At 25.1% G+C, this 18,454-nt stretch carries 16 protein-coding genes and 1 other annotated feature; of the genes, 11 read left to right on the top strand and 5 right to left on the bottom strand.

The genetic code is table 11. From position 1 onward, the window contains the following. The first annotated feature begins 6 nt into the window (after positions 1–6). The 8 genes from folB (at position 7) to CHF27_RS00045 (ending at position 8,016) form a co-directional block, all read left to right on the top strand. On the top strand, positions 7–375 hold the full coding sequence (folB, locus tag CHF27_RS00080; protein ID WP_095405006.1) for a dihydroneopterin aldolase: 369 nt from the start codon (positions 7–9) through the stop codon (positions 373–375). After that, on the top strand, positions 368–874 hold the full coding sequence (folK, locus tag CHF27_RS00075) for a 2-amino-4-hydroxy-6-hydroxymethyldihydropteridine diphosphokinase (protein WP_095405007.1): 507 nt from the start codon (positions 368–370) through the stop codon (positions 872–874). Before folB ends, folK begins: the two co-directional genes overlap by 8 nt. Next, complete coding sequence (gene aroF / locus CHF27_RS00070; RefSeq protein ID WP_095405008.1) at positions 855–1,631, top strand: 3-deoxy-7-phosphoheptulonate synthase; 777 nt, start codon at positions 855–857, stop codon at positions 1,629–1,631. The genes folK and aroF overlap by 20 nt, the downstream gene beginning before the upstream one ends. Positions 1,632–2,018: 387 nt before the next feature. After that, positions 2,019–3,824 carry a DNA primase gene (gene dnaG / locus CHF27_RS00065; protein ID WP_095405009.1) on the top strand — a complete coding sequence of 602 codons (1,806 nt, stop codon included), beginning with the start codon at positions 2,019–2,021 and terminating at the stop codon, positions 3,822–3,824. Positions 3,825–3,841: 17 nt separating this feature from the next. Next, a complete protein-coding gene (gene rpoD / locus CHF27_RS00060; protein ID WP_199533584.1) occupies positions 3,842–5,005 on the top strand; it encodes an RNA polymerase sigma factor RpoD in 1,164 nt (387 codons plus the stop codon). Between the two features lie 99 nt (positions 5,006–5,104). Beyond that, a complete protein-coding gene (locus tag CHF27_RS00055) occupies positions 5,105–5,794 on the top strand; it encodes a tRNA (adenine(22)-N(1))-methyltransferase (RefSeq protein WP_095405011.1) in 690 nt (229 codons plus the stop codon). A 22-nt stretch (positions 5,795–5,816) separates the two neighbouring features. Beyond that, positions 5,817–6,914 carry a Nif3-like dinuclear metal center hexameric protein gene (locus CHF27_RS00050; RefSeq protein ID WP_095405012.1) on the top strand — a complete coding sequence of 366 codons (1,098 nt, stop codon included), beginning with the start codon at positions 5,817–5,819 and terminating at the stop codon, positions 6,912–6,914. A 109-nt stretch (positions 6,915–7,023) separates the two neighbouring features. Next, positions 7,024–7,292: a binding site (T-box leader), on the top strand. Between the two features lie 169 nt (positions 7,293–7,461). Beyond that, entirely contained in the window at positions 7,462–8,016 is a 555-nt protein-coding gene (locus CHF27_RS00045; RefSeq protein ID WP_095405013.1) for a tryptophan transporter, read from the top strand. A gap of 172 nt (positions 8,017–8,188) precedes the next feature. Here CHF27_RS00045 and CHF27_RS00040 read toward each other — a convergent pair whose 3' ends face one another. The 3 genes from CHF27_RS00040 to CHF27_RS00030 all read right to left on the bottom strand — a co-directional run bounded on the left by CHF27_RS00040 (position 8,189) and on the right by CHF27_RS00030 (position 10,195). Further along, on the bottom strand, positions 8,189–9,304 hold the full coding sequence (locus CHF27_RS00040; protein ID WP_095405014.1) for a DUF5808 domain-containing protein: 1,116 nt from the start codon (positions 9,302–9,304) through the stop codon (positions 8,189–8,191). After that, positions 9,297–9,686, bottom strand: coding sequence for a GntR family transcriptional regulator (locus CHF27_RS00035; protein WP_095405015.1), 390 nt, complete (start codon positions 9,684–9,686; stop codon positions 9,297–9,299). Before CHF27_RS00035 ends, CHF27_RS00040 begins: the two co-directional genes overlap by 8 nt. A 194-nt stretch (positions 9,687–9,880) precedes the next feature. After that, positions 9,881–10,195 carry a phage holin gene (locus CHF27_RS00030; RefSeq protein WP_095405016.1) on the bottom strand — a complete coding sequence of 105 codons (315 nt, stop codon included), beginning with the start codon at positions 10,193–10,195 and terminating at the stop codon, positions 9,881–9,883. Positions 10,196–10,316: 121 nt separating this feature from the next. Here CHF27_RS00030 and CHF27_RS00025 point away from each other — a divergent pair, with 121 nt between their 5' ends. After that, positions 10,317–10,745: a hypothetical protein gene (locus tag CHF27_RS00025; protein ID WP_095405017.1), complete on the top strand. Its 429-nt coding sequence runs from the start codon at positions 10,317–10,319 to the stop codon at positions 10,743–10,745. A 209-nt stretch (positions 10,746–10,954) separates the two neighbouring features. On the opposite strand, the gene CHF27_RS00020 is transcribed toward CHF27_RS00025, so the two are convergent. After that, positions 10,955–13,102: a YhgE/Pip domain-containing protein gene (locus tag CHF27_RS00020; protein ID WP_095405018.1), complete on the bottom strand. Its 2,148-nt coding sequence runs from the start codon at positions 13,100–13,102 to the stop codon at positions 10,955–10,957. A gap of 321 nt (positions 13,103–13,423) precedes the next feature. Here CHF27_RS00020 and CHF27_RS00015 point away from each other — a divergent pair, with 321 nt between their 5' ends. Further along, positions 13,424–16,966 carry an AAA family ATPase gene (locus tag CHF27_RS00015; RefSeq protein WP_095405019.1) on the top strand — a complete coding sequence of 1,181 codons (3,543 nt, stop codon included), beginning with the start codon at positions 13,424–13,426 and terminating at the stop codon, positions 16,964–16,966. 53 nt (positions 16,967–17,019) lie between these two features. On the opposite strand, the gene CHF27_RS00010 is transcribed toward CHF27_RS00015, so the two are convergent. Then, on the bottom strand, positions 17,020–17,598 hold the full coding sequence (locus tag CHF27_RS00010) for a manganese efflux pump MntP (RefSeq protein WP_095405020.1): 579 nt from the start codon (positions 17,596–17,598) through the stop codon (positions 17,020–17,022). Positions 17,599–17,838: 240 nt separating this feature from the next. On the opposite strand from CHF27_RS00010, the gene CHF27_RS00005 reads away from it, so the two are divergent. Next, entirely contained in the window at positions 17,839–18,384 is a 546-nt protein-coding gene (locus CHF27_RS00005; RefSeq protein WP_095405021.1) for an NADH peroxidase, read from the top strand. The last annotated feature ends 70 nt before the right edge of the window (positions 18,385–18,454 follow it).

Below are 18,454 nucleotides of genomic sequence, written 5' to 3'. Positions count from 1 at the left end.
CAATATATGGATAAAATATTATTGAATAACTTAGGATTTTATGGATATCATGGAGTTTTAAAAGAAGAAAGTGTATTAGGACAAAAATTTTTTATAGACATAGAACTTTATGTAGATACTAAAGAGGCAGGACAAACTGATGATATGAATAAATCAGTTAGTTATGCTGAGGTATATGATGTAGTAAAGGATGTTGCTGAAAATAAAAGATTTAATCTTATAGAAGCTTTAGCAGAAAATATAGCAGCTGAAGTATTAGAAAAATTCAATTTAGTTGAAAAGATAATGGTTAGAATAAAAAAACCTGAGGCACCTGTAAATGGAATTTATGATTATTTTGGAGTAGAAATAAGGAGAGAGAAAAATCATGAATAAAGCTTATTTAGGCCTAGGAACTAATATGGGAGATAGGATAGAATATATCTCAAAAGCCTGTGAAATATTAGAACAAAATAATCATATATTTAAAGTTAAAAAGTCAAAGCTTTATGAAACAAAAGCTTGGGGATATACTGAACAAGCAGATTTTTTAAATATGTGTGTAGAGATTGAGACAGACTTAAATCCTAATAGTTTATTAAAAGTATGTCAAGAAATTGAACAAAAACTAGATAGAAAAAGAATCATTAGATGGGGGCCTAGAACTATAGATGTTGATATATTATTTTTTAATGATATAATATTAGAAGCTAATGATTTGTTAATTCCTCATCCTAGAATAAAAGAAAGAGCATTTGTGCTTATACCGCTTATAGATTTAAATAATACATTATGTGTTGAGGGAAAAACAATAAAAGAACATTTAAATTCTCTATCAGATAAAGAAAGAGAAGAAGTAAAGGAGCTTATAGGTAATGAAAGAAAACCTATTTAATGACAACATTAAAATTAATCTAAACATAGATAAAAAACAGATAGTAGTAAAAGAAGATAAAATTATAATAGCAGGACCATGTGCTATAGAAAGTTATGAACAGCTTTTAGAAACTGCTAAGTTTGTAAAAAGTAAAGGAGCAAATGTTTTAAGAGGTGGAGCTTTTAAACCTAGAACATCTCCGAAATCTTTTCAGGGATTAAAAGAAGAAGGACTTGAAATATTAAAGGCAGTGAAAAAAGAAACTAATATGCCTATTATAACAGAACTTATGGATGCGAGAGATTTAGAAAAATTATATGAAGTTAGTGATATAATTCAGATAGGATCTAGAAATATGCAGAACTTTACCTTACTTACAGAAGTAGGAAAGCAAGACAAGCCTGTTATGTTAAAAAGGGGTATAAGTGCAACTATTGGAGAATGGATTGGAGCTGCTGAATATATAGCAATAGAAGGTAATCATAAAATAATAATGTGTGAAAGAGGAATCAGAACGTATAATGATTATACTAGAAATACATTAGATTTAGCAGCAGTACCGATAATAAAAAAAGAAACAAATTTACCAGTAATAGTAGATCCAAGTCATGCTACAGGTGTTAGATATTTAGTAAAACCGATGTCAATAGCATCATTTGCTTGTGGATCAGATGGAATAATGGTAGAGGTACATCCAGATCCTGAAAATGCTTTATCTGATGGAATACAATCTCTTCACTTTGATGAATTTGAAGATTTAATGAATTCAATATAGACTTATTAAAAAAGAGGCCAAAAGCCTCTTTTTTAATCTGAAATAAAAGAAAAAGTAAGAAAAGGTATGAATTTTTTATATAGTAATCATAATATAATTTGAATGAAAGTTTTTATGATAATATGAAATTTATTTAAATTTCAAAAAATAAGGGTAAATTAATAAAAAAAGGAAAACTTAAATTAGCAATAAATATTAAATATGAAAAATATAAATTATATAGTATTTTTTTGTAGAATAAAAAAACAATGAAAACAATAAAAAATTTTAATTTAAAGAAGGATATCAACAAAAAAAGTCGAATTCTGTATAATGAGCATTTGACAAATTTATAATATAATGTAAAATAGAAATGTTAAGACAAAAATTACACCAGAAGGTGATAATATGAATGATATAAAAGATGTTATAGAAGAAGTTAAATCAAGATGTGATATTTCAAGTATTATATCACAATATATAAATATACAGCCATCAGGAAGTAATTATAAGGGATTATGTCCTTTTCATGGGGAAAAGACACCTTCTTTCTATATTAATACATCAAAACAAATATACAAGTGTTTTGGATGTGGTGAAGGTGGAGATGTAATTAACTTTGTAATGAAAATTGAAAATTTAGAGTTTATGGATGCTGTAAAGTTATTAGCCAATAAATGTGGTATAGAAATTAATACTAATATGAATGAAGAAACTAGGCTAAAAATAGAAAATGCTAAAAAATTTCAAGATATACACGTAGAAGCTGCTAGATTCTATTTCTCTAATTTAACTAGCTGTAAAAATTTTGGATATGAATATCTTAGAAGTAGAGGACTTGACGATAAGACTATTAAAAAATTTGGACTAGGTTTTTCGTTAGATTCTTGGAATTCACTTATGGATTATTTGATATCTAAGGGTTATGAAAAAAAAGATTTAGTAGAATCTGGACTAATCACACATAAAATTGATAGCAATAAATTTTATGATAGATTTAGAAACAGAGTGATGTTTCCTATTTTTGATTATAGAGGAAATGTAATTGGATTTGGGGGAAGGGTTTTGGATGATTCTTTACCGAAATATCTAAATTCTCCTGATACATTAATTTTTAATAAAAGACAAAATCTTTATGGTTTGAATTTTTCAAGAAAACATATAGAAAATAGGACTATAGTATTAGTTGAAGGTTATATGGATTTAATATCACTTCATCAATATGGTATAAAAAATGTAGTAGCTACTCTAGGGACAGCCTTGACAGAGCAACAAGGAATTTTAATAAAGAGATATGTAGATACTGCTATTATATCTTATGATTCTGATGAAGCAGGTATAAAAGCTACTTTAAGAGCTATAGAAATACTTACAAAGTTAGATATTAGTGTAAGAGTATTAAATTTAAAAGACTGTAAAGATCCAGATGAATTTGTTAGAAAATATGGATTAAGCGAATACAAGAAAGAAATGGATGTTTCTACACATTATATAAAATACAAAATAGATAGACTTAAAGATAAATTTAGTATGGAAAAAGATGAAGATAGAGTAAAATTAGCAAAAGAAGCTTCGAAAATAATCAAAAAGCTAAAAAGTCCTGTGGAAATTGATTACTATACTAAATATTTGAGTAAAGAAATAGGTATTAGTACCGAATCTATAAAAAAGGAAATATATGGTAAGCATTATAATAAAGACTATACTAGCAATAAACAAATTAAATATAACGAAAAGAAAGTAATAGAAAAGCCAAAAGCTATAACAAAAGGAAAACAGTTTGTGGAAGAAACTCTTATAAAAATTATGTTAGAAAGTAAAAAATTAAGAGAAATAGCTTTATTAAAGGTTGACAATTCAGATTTTTCATCAAATGATAGTAAAGAAATTTTAAATTGCATAATTAAAAATCAAGAATTGGACAAAATAACTATTGACAAAATAAAAAGTTTAAACATATCCGAAGAATATTTGAAAGATTTAACTAAAATTTCTTTAGAGGGTATAAATTTTGAGAATATAAAAAGTATAGATGAAGTAATAAAAAGTGTAAAAAAGAATAAACTTCAAGAAAATATTAATAGATTGTTAGATGAACAAAGAAATATTGAAAATAACAAAAAAAACAATACAGACACGAAAGAGGTAGATGTGAAAATTATGGAAATAGCTTTAAAAATAGTAGAAATGAGAAAAATGTTACAAAGCTTATAAAGAAGGGAGGTTTGAGTGTGGAAAATAAAACAAACAAAAGAGAATCAAAAAGGATAACGGCTAAGAGTTTAATAGAAAAAGGAAAAAAGCAAGGATCTCTTACCCTTGCTGAAATAATGGAAGCTTTTTCAGAAACAGATTTAGATAAAGATAAGGTTGAAAATCTTTATGAAACACTAGGTAATCTAGGAATTGAAGTAATAGACAATAAAGAAGATAAAGCAAGTGAAGATTTTTCAGCAAGTGATGATGAGTTAGATGTAGATAGCCTTGATGAAGGAACAGAAGATGAAATATCTAAGGACGGTACTGTAGAAATAGAAGCTATAGATTTATCTTTACCAAAAGGAATAAGTATAGATGACCCAGTTAGAATGTACTTAAAAGAAATAGGAAAAATTCCTCTACTTAAACCACATGAAGAAGTTGAATTAGCTAAAAGAATGCATGAGGGCGATGAAATAGCGAAGCAAAGACTTGTAGAGGCAAATCTAAGATTAGTTGTAAGTATTGCTAAAAGATATGTAGGTAGAGGTATGCTTTTCTTAGACTTAATACAAGAAGGAAATTTAGGTCTGATAAAAGCTGTTGAAAAATTTGATTATACTAAGGGATACAAATTTAGTACATATGCTACATGGTGGATTAGACAAGCTATAACTCGTGCTATAGCAGACCAAGCAAGAACTATAAGAATACCTGTTCATATGGTTGAAACAATAAACAAATTAATAAGAGTGTCAAGACAATTACTTCAAGAATTAGGAAGAGATCCAAAGCCAGAGGAAATAGCTAAAGAAATGGAAATGACGGAAGATAAAGTTAGAGAAATTATGAAAATAGCTCAAGATCCTGTATCTTTAGAAACTCCAATAGGTGAAGAAGAAGATAGTCATTTAGGAGACTTTATTCCAGATGATGATGCACCTGCTCCAGCAGAAGCAGCAGCATATTCTTTATTAAAAGAACAAATAGAAGATGTACTTGGGTCATTAAATGAAAGAGAACAAAAAGTACTTAAATTAAGATTTGGTCTTGAAGATGGAAGAGCTAGAACTCTTGAAGAAGTAGGAAAAGAGTTTGATGTAACTAGAGAGAGAATAAGACAAATAGAAGCTAAGGCTTTAAGAAAATTAAGACATCCAAGTAGATCTAAGAAACTTAGAGATTATTTAGATTAGAGTTCATATAATACAAAAATTCGCCTTAAAATATAAGGCGATTTTTTAAATTTAAACAATTTATATTTATTTATAAAGTAAAGAAAGGATGAAATTATTTTGAAATTAACAGACAGATTATTAAAAATAGCATCGTTAGTAACTAAAGATAAAAAAATAGCAGACATAGGAACAGATCATGGATATATACCAGTTTATTTATTAAATAAAGCTCACGTATCATATGCTATATTGGCGGATGTAAATAAGGGACCACTTGATAATGCAAAAAAAGAAGTTAAATATAACAATTTATTAGATAACGTAGACTTGAGATTAGGTTCAGGAATAGAAGTATTAGAACAAGGTGAAGTTGATGAAGTTATAATAGCTGGTATGGGTGGTATATTAATAAGCCAGTTATTAGAAGCTAAACTTGAGGTTGCACATACTGTAGATAAGTTAATACTTCAACCAATGCAAGCACAAGATGAACTTAGACGTTATTTATATAAAAATGGATTTGAGATATTAGATGAAGTATTAGTAAAAGAAGATTTTAGAATATATGAGATAATAATTGCTAAATATACTGGTAACATTACTAATATAGAAGATGAAATTTATTTAGAAGTAGGAAAAAAATTAATAGAAAATAAAGATCCTTTATTAGAAGAATTTATAAATAAAAAAATACATATGTATAAATCTATACTAAATAAAATAGAAGGTAAAAGTGGAGAAGTCATAGAACAAAAAAGACAAGCAAGTCTTTCTTCAATAAAAAAACTAGAAAATCTAATAAAATAATCTTATTAAGGGGCTGAGAAAAATGAAATTAAAAAGTCTTATTAAAAAAATTGAATTAAAATATCCTTTAAGTCTTGCATATGATTGGGATAATGTAGGACTTTTAGTTGGAGATTATGAAATGGATATAAAAAGGGTATTAGTTGTTCTTGAAGCTAATGAAAAGGTAATAGAAGAAGCTATAAAAAACAATATAGATTTAATTATAACCCATCATCCATTTATATTTAAAAAAATAAATAAAGTAAATACATCAGATTTAAAAGGCAAATTAATACATAAACTTATAAAAAATGATGTGGCTTTATATTCTATGCATACAAATTTTGACATAGCGTTTGATGGACTTAATGATTATTTCATGGAAATTATGGGATTTGAAGATACTAAGATTCTAGATATAACAAACATAGAAACTTTATATAAAATAGTGGTATATGTACCTACTACTCATGCTGAGAATCTAAGAAAAGCTTTAGCAAATGCTGGAGCGGGTCATATAGGTAATTATAGCCACTGTACATTTAATTGTGAAGGGATAGGTACATTTAAGCCTTTAGATGGATCAAGTCCATTTATAGGTGTAAATGGACAGGTTGAAAAAGTAAATGAAATTAAAATTGAAACTATAGTTCCTCAAAATATTTTAGGAGGAGTTATAAGTAGTATGTTAAAAGCTCATCCTTATGAAGAAGTGGCATATGATATATACAGACTTGAAAATAAAGGACAAAGTGTAGGATTAGGTAGACTTAGCAAGTTAAAACAAAATATTACATTAGAAAAGTTGTCAAATAATATAAAAGAAAAATTAAAAATGGATTATATAAGAATTGTTGGAAATTTTGACAATGAAATAAATAAAGTGGCTGTTGTAACAGGCTCAGGAGCGGATATGGTTAAGAAAGCTAAAAGACAAGGTGCACAGGTAATTATAACGGGAGATGTAAAGTATCATGATGCCCAAGATGCTTTAGATATAGGTATGAATATAATTGATTGTGGACATTTTGATACAGAGGATATATTCAAAGACGTTATGAAAAGATTTTTAGATACTATAGATGAAATTGAGGTCATAAAAAGTAATATAAACTTAAATCCATTTAAAACAATATAAATTAAAAACTTGTAACAAAGTTATATTTAAAGAATATAATAATAAAAAATATATCATTTAAAATAGTTGACATTTTATAAATTATAGAATATTATAAAATTAATAAATTTAAAATCCTGTGAAAAGGAAGAGTAGCTAAGTTTAGTTTCAAAATAGAGAGCTGAGGATGGTGGAATCTTAGCAAGAAAGAGTTTAGTGAATGGACCTTAGAGGAGTAAATTGAAATCATAATTATGAGAGTAGACTTTACCGTGAGTCGCACGTTATAGCGAATAGGGTATGATAGTACCTGAATATAAGTGATATATAGTATTTATTTTATATGTTTATTTACTATATATAATTTAGGTGGCAACGCGGATAATCTCCGTCCTATTAAATTAGGGCGGAGTTTTTTTATTGCAAAAATTTAAATTAAAAGCAATCAAAATATATGTAATTAGGAGGTGATTAGTAATGTTATGAAAGTATGAATCTAGAAAAGATAATGTAGAAAATTGGATTTATAAAAAGTACTTTAAATTAATAAAAAATCGGAGGAATTATTATGAAAACGAAAACAAATACAAAAAAATTAGTTCTAAATTCATTACTTTTAGCAATGGGATTACTATTACATCAGCTCACACCAGCGATAGGACTTCCTATACAACCAGATATGGCTATTTTGATGCTATTTACTATAATGATATTAAACAAAGGAGATTATAAAACATCATTAGTTGCAGGTTTAGTTACAGGAATATTTGCTGCATTAACTACAAAATTTCCAGCAGGTCAGGTACCTAATGTAGTTGATAAAATTATTACAACTAATTTAATATATTTAATGATTTATTTAACATATAAGTTACCAGTTATTAAAAAGTTAAATAAAAAAAGACAGGATGTTATAGTAGCTACAATAATATTCCCAGTAGGAACTATTATAAGTGGAACAGTATTCTTATTATCAGCACAACTACTAGTAGGACTTCCAGGGGCATTTATAGCATTATTTATGGCAGCAGTAGTACCAGCTACATTAATAAATTTAATTGCAGGATTATTTCTCTTTAAAGTAGTAAATCTTTCTTTAAAGAGATTAAATTATCAAAGTTAAATTAACAAATAAAATTAAATAAAATAATCAAGTATTTTACTCAAAAATATAAGGATTTTGTAAAATAACTTAGCGAAGGGATGAGAATTTATACTCATCCCAAGCGCTATATTAATCACAAAATTTTATTTTGAGGCAATTCATTTTAATAAGTTAAAGATATTCTCTAAAACTAAATAAATAGAGTTTGAAATGTTATAAACACTGCCCAAATAAGTAAAGCACCAGTGATTATAAAGAAAACTTTACCTAGGGAAGTAGCTAAATTTATTGTCCAGCCAATTCCAAATTTTTTTTGAACCATAAATGATGGATCGTTAGGATTATTATAAATACTTCCCCATATCCAATATTTTTCATCATCATCTGGAGAAAAAGAAGATGTTGATTTTAAATTTGGAGACTTTATAAAAATTATTATTAAATAAATTGAAGAAATAAACATAAGTAAAGTCGATAAAATAGAAACTATAGTGTTTAAATTTAAATTAAAGATAATAGAAGCTATAATATTTACACTCATAATAAATATAGAAATCAATAGAACTAAAAAAGTAAAACCTATTTTATTTAAATACTTAAGACTTTCCAATCTACTTTCAGTTATATTTTCAGTATCTATTTTTATTCTAGATTTTATAGAATTAAATCCTAATACAGAAATTACTATATTTATTAAAAATAAAGAACCTATAATTAGTGATACATTAGAAATAGATTTTTCTATAAAATTATCAGCAATACCAAATAAAGACCAGTGTATAGGAATACTATTAGATATATTATTATATTTTGTCATAGCAAATAAACAAAATATAAAAAGTATAAAATTTGGTATTAAATAAATAAATTTAAATTTTTTTAAAATAGTATTTCTTTCATTTAAAAAAGTAACATCTACAACTGATTTAGTAGAAATTTCAAAGTCTACTTTAGTTTCAGTAGATAATAGTTTATGTTTTAAAAGTTTTACTTTATTATGAGTGTTTACATAAATAAAGAAGTTATAGGTTATGTACATTAGTATTGGGAAAGATGATGCAAATGCTACTTTCTCAAATTTGTATATTAAAATTAAAGAAGAAAGAATGATAATTATGAACCCGAGTGTATTAAGAGATTTAAATCTCTTATCTAAATTTTTGAATTCTTTTATATCAATATAATCTTTTTTTATAGAAACACCATAAAATTGTTTTTTACCAGTAAAAAATTGCATATTGTAAAATAATAAATAAATAATAATAAGATTAGGTAATAATAACAATAAACTTGCAGTTTTACTCATAATAATTCACCCCATATAATTTAAATAATTTACTACTTAATTTTATAAATTCTTCTTTATTCATACCAGATAAGTAACATTTTGCTATTAAAAGTTCTAAATCTTCCATACATTTGTTTTTTGTTTTATTATCTTCACTTAATGGTAAATTTGCAACTATAGCACCTTTTCTTCTATCGATGTTTAAAAAACCTTCACTTTTTAATTCATTATAAGCTTTATTAACTGTATGAAGGTTAACTCCAATGTACTCGGCCATATTTCTAACAGAAGGAAGAGATTCGTTTATTTTTAAATCTCCTTTAGCTATTGCCTTTGTTATTTCTTCTGTAATTTGTAAATATATAGATTTATCACTATTAAAGTCTAAGTTTAAAATCATTAAATCACCTCCAAATTGTACTTTAAATGATAAGTGTTATATATATAGTATAACAGTATGAATTGAATATTAATATAATTATTTATAAAGTATCTTTTTTACGACTATTTTAATTAAATAAAGTAATCTATAGAAAGTATGAAAATATAAGTTTATATTTTCATACCAATCATAGATTACATATAAAATTTAAATTATTTAATATTTTCTAGAAGTATTTTTTTAACTTCATAAACTGCAGCTTCTATTAATGTTTCAGCTTCTTCTGGTTTAATTTTATTTCCACTTAATTCTACTATCTTATTTATAGCTAAATCTTTCTTATCCAAACCATCCAATTGAGGATTTAGTTGCTCTATAGACATTACTATAGTTTTAGCAAGTATATAATAATTTTTTAATTTCTCATTTCCTATTTTATTTCCTAGAAATTTTATTAAATATACACCGCCAACACTTATTACTGCTGTTATTAAACTAGCAAGTATATTTATTAAATTACCATCCATTAAAGACACCTCCTTAATTGTTATAAATAGCAAATAATGTAATTTCAAAATAGTATAATTTTTATTTAAATAATACAAATACTATTTATATAAGATATGACAATTAGGAAGGAGAAGTTCTATGTTAAAATATCTAATAAAAAAACAAGTTCCAAAAAATGTAGTTCCACAAAAAGGAAAAAAAGCAATGATATACGGAGGAACAATTTTAGCGGGAGCAGGAATTTATTTCTCGTATAAAGCAATACAAAATCATAAAAAAAATAAAGATGATTATAATTATTTAGATAATGAGTACAATATGTACGATTATAATTATGGAGAAAATTATAAAGAAGATAATGAGGATGATGAATTAGAAGAAAAAGTTGAAGAATTTAATTCAAGAAGAATTAATCAGGATAATTGTCCACATGTAGAAAAAGAAGAGATGAAACAGCATTTAAATAATGTACAAGATAATAAAGAAAATGCAGAGATAGATAAAGAGCAGTATAAAGAAGGATATTATGATAAATATGAACTTTATAAAGATAATGAACTTAAATAAATAAAAAGTTATAAAAAGGTCAACTTAAATTAGGTAAATCTAATAAAAGTTGACCTTTTCTGAAATATAAAGTAATTGAAAATAATCAAACGATATTATGTAAAATAGTAAATGAAAAACCATAACTAAAAACATTAATCAAGAAAGTATATAAATGATTTAATAAAAAGCCATGAAATATAAAATTTTCATGGCTTTTTTGTATACAATTAATGACCAATTAGTTTACTTTCTTTAAATTTTGCTCTAAATTTAGCAGTAGCTTTTAATATTGGAGCTTTTAATATTGTAGCTATAATTATAGATACGATTAAGAATATTAAAAGAACAATTATATCTTTTGTTAAATTAGGTTGATATATTCCACCTACAGTTTCACGAAGTGCACCAATAGCATAAGTGAAAGGCAAAAATGGATTTATTTTTTGGAAAAATTCTGGGGTAATTTCTATAGGAAAAGTTCCGCCAGAACCTGCAACTTGTATTACTAACAAGATAACACCAAAAGCCTTACCTACATTTCCAAGTAATGATACAGCTGAATAAACAATAGAAGTAAATACTATACCTGCAAATAATGATAGTAAAACAAATAAAATTGGGTTTTTAAGAGAAACACCTAGTAATACAATACATCCAACACTCGCTATAAGAGCTTGTAACAAAGCTAAGCTTAATACAGTAAGACCTCTACCAAAATACACTTCTAAAGGTTTAAATTCTCCATGCACTTCTGTAGAAATAAGAGACATTAACAAAAGAATACCTACCCATAAAGAAAGTGCAGTATAAAATGGTGTCATAGCAGATCCATAATTAGCAATTGGATATAATGATTCTGTCACTAAATCAACAGGTTGTTCTAGAAAATCAGATTGTTTTGTTACATTATTTTTAAGTAATGATATTAAATCATTAACTTCTTTATTATCATTTACTTTAGATATAGCATTAACTAAATCATTTATTATAGATTTAGCTATAGGCAAATTTTCCTTTATATAGTTGACACCTTCATTGGCCTTTTTAGACAATACAATAGATTTAGCTAGTATATCCTCGACCTCAGGAAGTTTAGCTTCAGCTTTTTTTAAAACATCAATGATATTATTAACAACTACAAAACTTTCTTCAAATATATTATTAATTGGATTAGATATTTTTAAGTCAAAATTATCTAATATATTTGAGGAAATAATATTTACATCATTAAATAATTTTAAAAGATTATTTAAACTATTTATTGAAGGTTTTTGGTTATTTTCTATATCAGAAGCTATTTCATTTAATTTATTAAGTGCAACGTCTAATTTAGTATTAATAGTTTGAAGCTGACTAAGTACACCTTTGAAAGGATGTGTCATCGTAATTTCATCTAATTTATATAAAAAATCAGTTACAGTTTTATTCATAGATGATAAAGTAGAAAGTTTAGAATATAAACTGTCTACTAGAATAGAAGCACTATCACTACCTTTGTTTATTGCATCTATTAAATTTTGTGTAATATCATGTGCAGATGAAGAAACATTTGATATTATAAGTAAATCTTCTTTTATAATAGGTGATATTTTATTTAAACTATTTTTTGTATCTTTTAAAAATAATTTAACATCACTAGATAAATTTTTAGAGTTAGCTAATGTTTTTTGTAAAGAGGGAATATCTTGTTGAATAGTTTTGATAATATCTGCTAATCTTGTATTAATATCAGATACTAAATTTACAGTTTCATCTATTTTAGAAAATTTACCTTGTACTTCAACAAGAGAATTCTCTATACTTACTAATTTAGGCAAACCTTGTTCTAACTTCAAGCCTAGTTCGTTGAATACTTCTGATAATATTTCACCTACAGTTTTAGAAACTGTCTGATTAATTTGTAGTTGAATTGTAGAAGCACCTTTATCTGTAATTTTAGGAGCTATAGCATTTATTTTTTGATTAACTTTATAAATTATTTCTCCTTTTTTTATATTACTTGTAGCTATTGAAGTTAAATTTTTTGAAAAGGTTTTAGGTATTTCGATATAAGCATAATATGTACCATTTTCTACACCTTTAAGAGCAGTCTTTTCATCAACAAAATTCCAACCTAATGAAGTATTATCCTTGAGTTTATCAACTAATTTATCTCCAATATTGATATTTTTATCGAATACTTGGGCTCCTTCATCGTTATTGACAAAAGCAACATTTATATTACCTGTATTTCCATATGGGTCCCAAGAAGCTTTAATATTAAACCAACCATAAAGAGATGGTAAAATGGTAAGACCTCCGATTATTAACAATACTGTATAATTGCTAAATATGTCTTTAAAATCCTTTTTGTATATTTTAAATATATTTTTCAAGTTGAAACACCTCCATGATTTTACAAAAAGAATCAAAAATACGTTAATTAAAATTACTATAGTATATGTATTTTGTGCATTTGAAAAAATTTTTATAGATAAATAATAAATTTATAATTAGTATAAAAAAAAGAATTGTTGATAAATTAAAAATATTAAATAAAATAATAAGATATAATTTAAACTTATCTTTATTAAGGTGACACTTTTAGATATAATAGGATATATATTAAAAAAAATTCAAATATAAAAGAAAAAATAAAAGATAATAAAAATAATGGATTTATTAAAAAGGGCTAATTTATAAAGAGGTGACGAAAAATGAATACTAAAGATTTTGAACTAAAAGAAAAATTTTCTTTAATAGAAAAGGTATTAAATAAAAACTTAATAGGTCAGAGTGAATTCATAAGTAGTTTATGTGGATATTTTGAGGATAAATTTTCAAAAGGGGAAAAAGGAAATTTGTTCTTAATAGGAGAAAAGGATACATCTAAAAAAACAAGTGTAAGATTAGTTTTTGAAAATTTAGAAAAAAATAATTTAATAGAAAGCGGTAAAATAGATGAAATAAATTTGGGGTCATATAATTTTAACTTAGGATATAATGCTTTTTTAACAGATTTATATTATAGTCTTGGTAGTTCATCAGAATGTTTGTTATTTAAAAATATAGAAGAGGCAAATGATGAAATATTAAAAATATTATCTGAAATTTCTCCAAATAAACATTTAGATTTAGATAAAAATTATATTATAAAAAATAAATTTTTATTAGAATCAGATGATAAAAATAAGAATTCAATAGATAATTTAATATGTAAAAATAAATTTTATGTATTTACATCAAATGATAAAAATATAAATAAAAATGAAGTATTTAGTATATATAATGAAAATAAATTAGATAAAATTTTACATACTAAAAATTTAAATATAGAAGAAAGAAATTTAGTAGTAAAAAAATCAGTATTAGAAGTAATTGAGAAAATAAAGCAAGAATTAAATATAGATATTGTTCTTGATATAAACCAAAATGAAGGAGAAAATCAATATTCTGGAATTTGCGAATTTTTACAAACTAGTTACAAAGAAGATAGTAGCTTTGGAATATATGAATATGTATCGTACAAACTAGATAAACCAATTAGAAATTTAGTAAGAGTAGAAGGCGTTCAATTTAAAAATAAAATTATTATATATGTAGAAAATGATGAAATATATTGTAAAACGGATAAAGGTTTATTTGGACTAAGTAATTATTCAACACCAACATTAGAAGAAGCAAAATATAAGTTGAATTCAATAATAGGCATGAAAGATTTGAAAAATTTTATATCTAATGTAAAAAATAATTACAAAGTTCAGAAGATAAGAGAGCGATTAGGATTAAAAACTTCTAATATATCTATGAACATGATTTTTGCAGGAAATGCAGGAACAGGAAAAACTAATGCAGCAAGGATAACATTTGAATATTTAAATGCTTTAGGGGTATTATCTACTGGAGCTTATAGAGAAGTTAGTAAAGCAGATTTTGTATCTGAAAATGCAAATGATACTGCTAAAAAAACTAATGACATAATAAATTCAGCATTAGGAGGAGTTTTATTTATAGATGAAGCATATTCGTTATGTGAAAGTGACGATGATAAATTAGGAAAAGAAATTGTAGATGCACTATTAAAAGGAGTCGAGGATAATAGAGACAACTTAGTAGTAATACTTGCAGGATATGAAAATGATATGAATAATTTTTTAAGTTTCAATCCAGGCTTAAAATCAAGATTTCCTAACATAATACGTTTTGAAGATTATAATCCAGAAGAGATGTATGAGATAGCTGTAAATATTGCAAAATCAAAAGGGTATAGAATTGCTAATAATGTAAAAAAAGATTTAATTGATTTGTTTGCTAAAAATCAAATTATAGGTAAAAATGACTTAGGAAATGCGAGATTCGTAAGAAATATAGTTGAAAATGCAATAATGGATGCCTCTAAAAAATATCTTACAAATAGTGATAAACAAATTGATTTATTAGAAAGAGATAACTTTAACTTCAAGGTTAAAGCTAAGTTTGATTTAGAAGAAAAGTTAAGTGAAATTATAGGATTAGAAGAAGTTAAAAAACTACTAAGAAATCAATATAAGTTAATAGTTGCTCAGGAAAAAAGAAAAGCAGTAGGAATAGAAACTAAGATAGACCAAAATTTAAATATGGTCTTTACAGGAAATCCAGGTACAGGCAAGACTAGTGTAGCTAGATTAGTTGGAGAAATGCTAAATAGCATGGGCCTTTTGAAGGTTGGTCAATTAATAGAAACTGATAGATCTAGCTTTGTATCGGATATAAAAGGTGAAACTGCTAAAAAAACAGAAATAAAATTTAAAGAAGCAATCGGAGGAATTTTATTTATAGATGAAGCGTATACACTTGCTAATGATTCATTAGGAAGGGAAGCTGTTGAGACGTTACTTAAACTAATAGAAGATTACTCAAAAGAAGTTATAGTAATACTTGCAGGATATGAAAATGAAATGGAAGATTTCTTTGATGTTAATATTGGGTTAAGATCAAGATTTCCTTTATGGACTAATTTTGAAGACTACAACCCAAATGAATTATTAGAAATGGCAATAAAATTAATTGAGTCAAAGGGATTTGGATTATCTAAAAATGCAAATTCTTCACTAAAAAAGAATTTTATAGATATTTATGAAAAATCTGATTCTCAATCTGGAAATGGAAGAATGGTTAGGAACTATGTAGAAAATCTAATTAGAAACCAAAGTATAAGAATTGCAGAAAATGATATAAGTGTATATGAGATGAATTTAATAAATACAACAGATGTAGAATCTATAAATGTTTATGAGTATGGAAATGAGTTTAATTTAGAAAATAAATTAAACAAATTAGTAGGAAATGAAAAAAATAAAAATTTCTTAAGAAATCAGTATAAATTAATAAAAACTAAAGAAAAAAGAGAAAAAATAGGTATTAGAAGTGATATAAATAAATATATGAATATGGTATTTACCGGAGAAATTGGGACAGGTAAAAAAACTATTTTAAATATATTATCAGAAATGTATTATAGTATGGGAATCGTGAAAGCTAAAAGTATGGTGGAACTTGATACAATGGAACTTATAACATTGCTTAATAATGGTATAAAGTTAGAAGATATTTTAAATAAATCTATCGGAAAGATTTTATTAATTGATAAAGTACATCTATTATTAAATGATATTAATTGTAAAGAAACTATAGCATCTTTAATAAAATTTATAGATAATAATAAAAATAGAATAGTTATAGTATTATCTGGAAGTATAAGTAAAGTCAAAGAGTTAGTTTTATCTAATCCATCTTTAAATTATAGATTTCCTATATGGTTAGATTTTGAGGATTATACAAGAGAAGAATTATTTAATATTGCTGTAAATTTAATATTAAAAAAAGGATTTTTATTAGATAATGGAGCAGAACGTATTTTAAAAGATACAATAAATGAATTTTATGAAAATGAAAATTTAAGTTTGAAAAATGGATTGATGATAAAAGATTATCTAGATAAATTAATAAGAACTCAAAGTACAAGAGCATATGATAAAAAAATACATGTAAAAGAAGTAAATATAATAAATAGTGAAGATATTATGTTTAGTAAACGTGAATTTTTACTAAAAAATACTTTTGTAAAAGAAGATAAAACATTAAATATAAAAAATATAAATTCTAATATAGAATATAATTTTAATATAGTAGATGAATTATTTAAATTAAAAAATTTATTAGATTTAAACTTAATTAATAAAGAAGAATTTGAAATACTAAAAAATAGACTTATAAAATAGAAATCAAAAGTACTGATTCAAATGAAATTTTTATAATTTGAATCAGTACTTTTTTAATAAAATATGTTAAATATAATACCTGTATGTTCATTTAATATATTGATGCCAATCAAAATTAGTATAATACCTCCTATAATTTGTGCATAATTTTTAAAAATAGGACCTATACTTTTACCAATAAAAACACCAATAAAGCATACAATAAAGGTAACTATTCCAATAGATAAAGATACAGGTAGAATATTTATATTTAAAAATGCAAAACTAATGCCAACTGCCAAAGCATCTATACTAGTAGCGATAGATAAAATAAATAACTCCTTATTACTAAGATTTGTAGAACGTTCATCATTATTATCTTCTTCTTTGGCTTCAAATATCATTTTTAGACCAATAAAGCTTAGAAGAAAAAATGCAATCCAATGATCAACAGATTTTATGTAGGACTCAAATTTTATACCAATAACCCAACCAATTAAAGGCATAACTCCTTGAAATAATCCAAAAAAGAAAGCTATTTTAGTAGACACATTTAAATTTATTTTTTTTAGTGTAATTCCTTTAGTTACAGAAACAGCAAAAGCATCCATAGAAAGTGCAAATGCAGTAAAAAAAGTACTAATAAATCCCATTATTATAAATCCTCCTTTGTAATACGATTAGATAAATATATTGTTTAAAAATAAATACTAAAATATACATAATAAAAAAAATAGTAAACAATAAAAGTATGTGCGAATAAATAAAATAAGCACAGGTATACTATAAATATGTAGTTTTAGTATATAGTATTCTTATATTTGGTTTAAATTATATGTTAAATTAAATAATATTACATATTATAAAATGAAAATATTTTAGGAGGAATTTGTATGAAAAAATTTGTATGTACAGTGTGTGGATATATTTATGAAGGAGATGAGCCACCTGAACAATGCCCAGTTTGTAAAGTTGGACCTGAAAAATTTGAAGAAGTCAAAGGGGAAATGACTTGGGCAGATGAGCATAGAATAGGAATAGGTAAAGGCTTAGATGAGGAGATTGTAGAAGGATTAAGAGCTAATTTTATAGGTGAATGTACAGAAGTGGGAATGTATTTAGCTATGTCACGTCAAGCAGATAGAGACGGATATCCAGAGGTTGCTGAAGCGTATACGAGAATTGCATATGAAGAAGCAGAACATGCATCTAAATTTGCAGAAATATTAGGAGAAGTAGTAGAACCTGACACAAGACAAAATTTAAAGGCAAGAGTAGAAGCTGAGTATGGAGCTGCTGAGGGAAAATTAAAGTTAGCAAAAAAAGCAAAAGAATTAGGGTTAGATGCAGTTCATGATACAGTACATGAAATGTGTAAAGATGAAGCTAGACATGGAAAAGCTTTTTTAGGTTTATTAAATAGATACTTCAAAAAATAAAATAAAATATTTAATAAAAATATATGAAAACGATAAACTCGAATTCGAGTTTATCGTTTTCATATATTTT

This window comes from Romboutsia maritimum, from assembly GCF_002251085.2.
Lineage (GTDB): Bacteria > Bacillota > Clostridia > Peptostreptococcales > Peptostreptococcaceae > Romboutsia_B > Romboutsia_B maritimum.
Note: the sequence above shows the minus strand (reverse complement) of the source record. Positions and strands in the feature narration are given on the sequence as shown.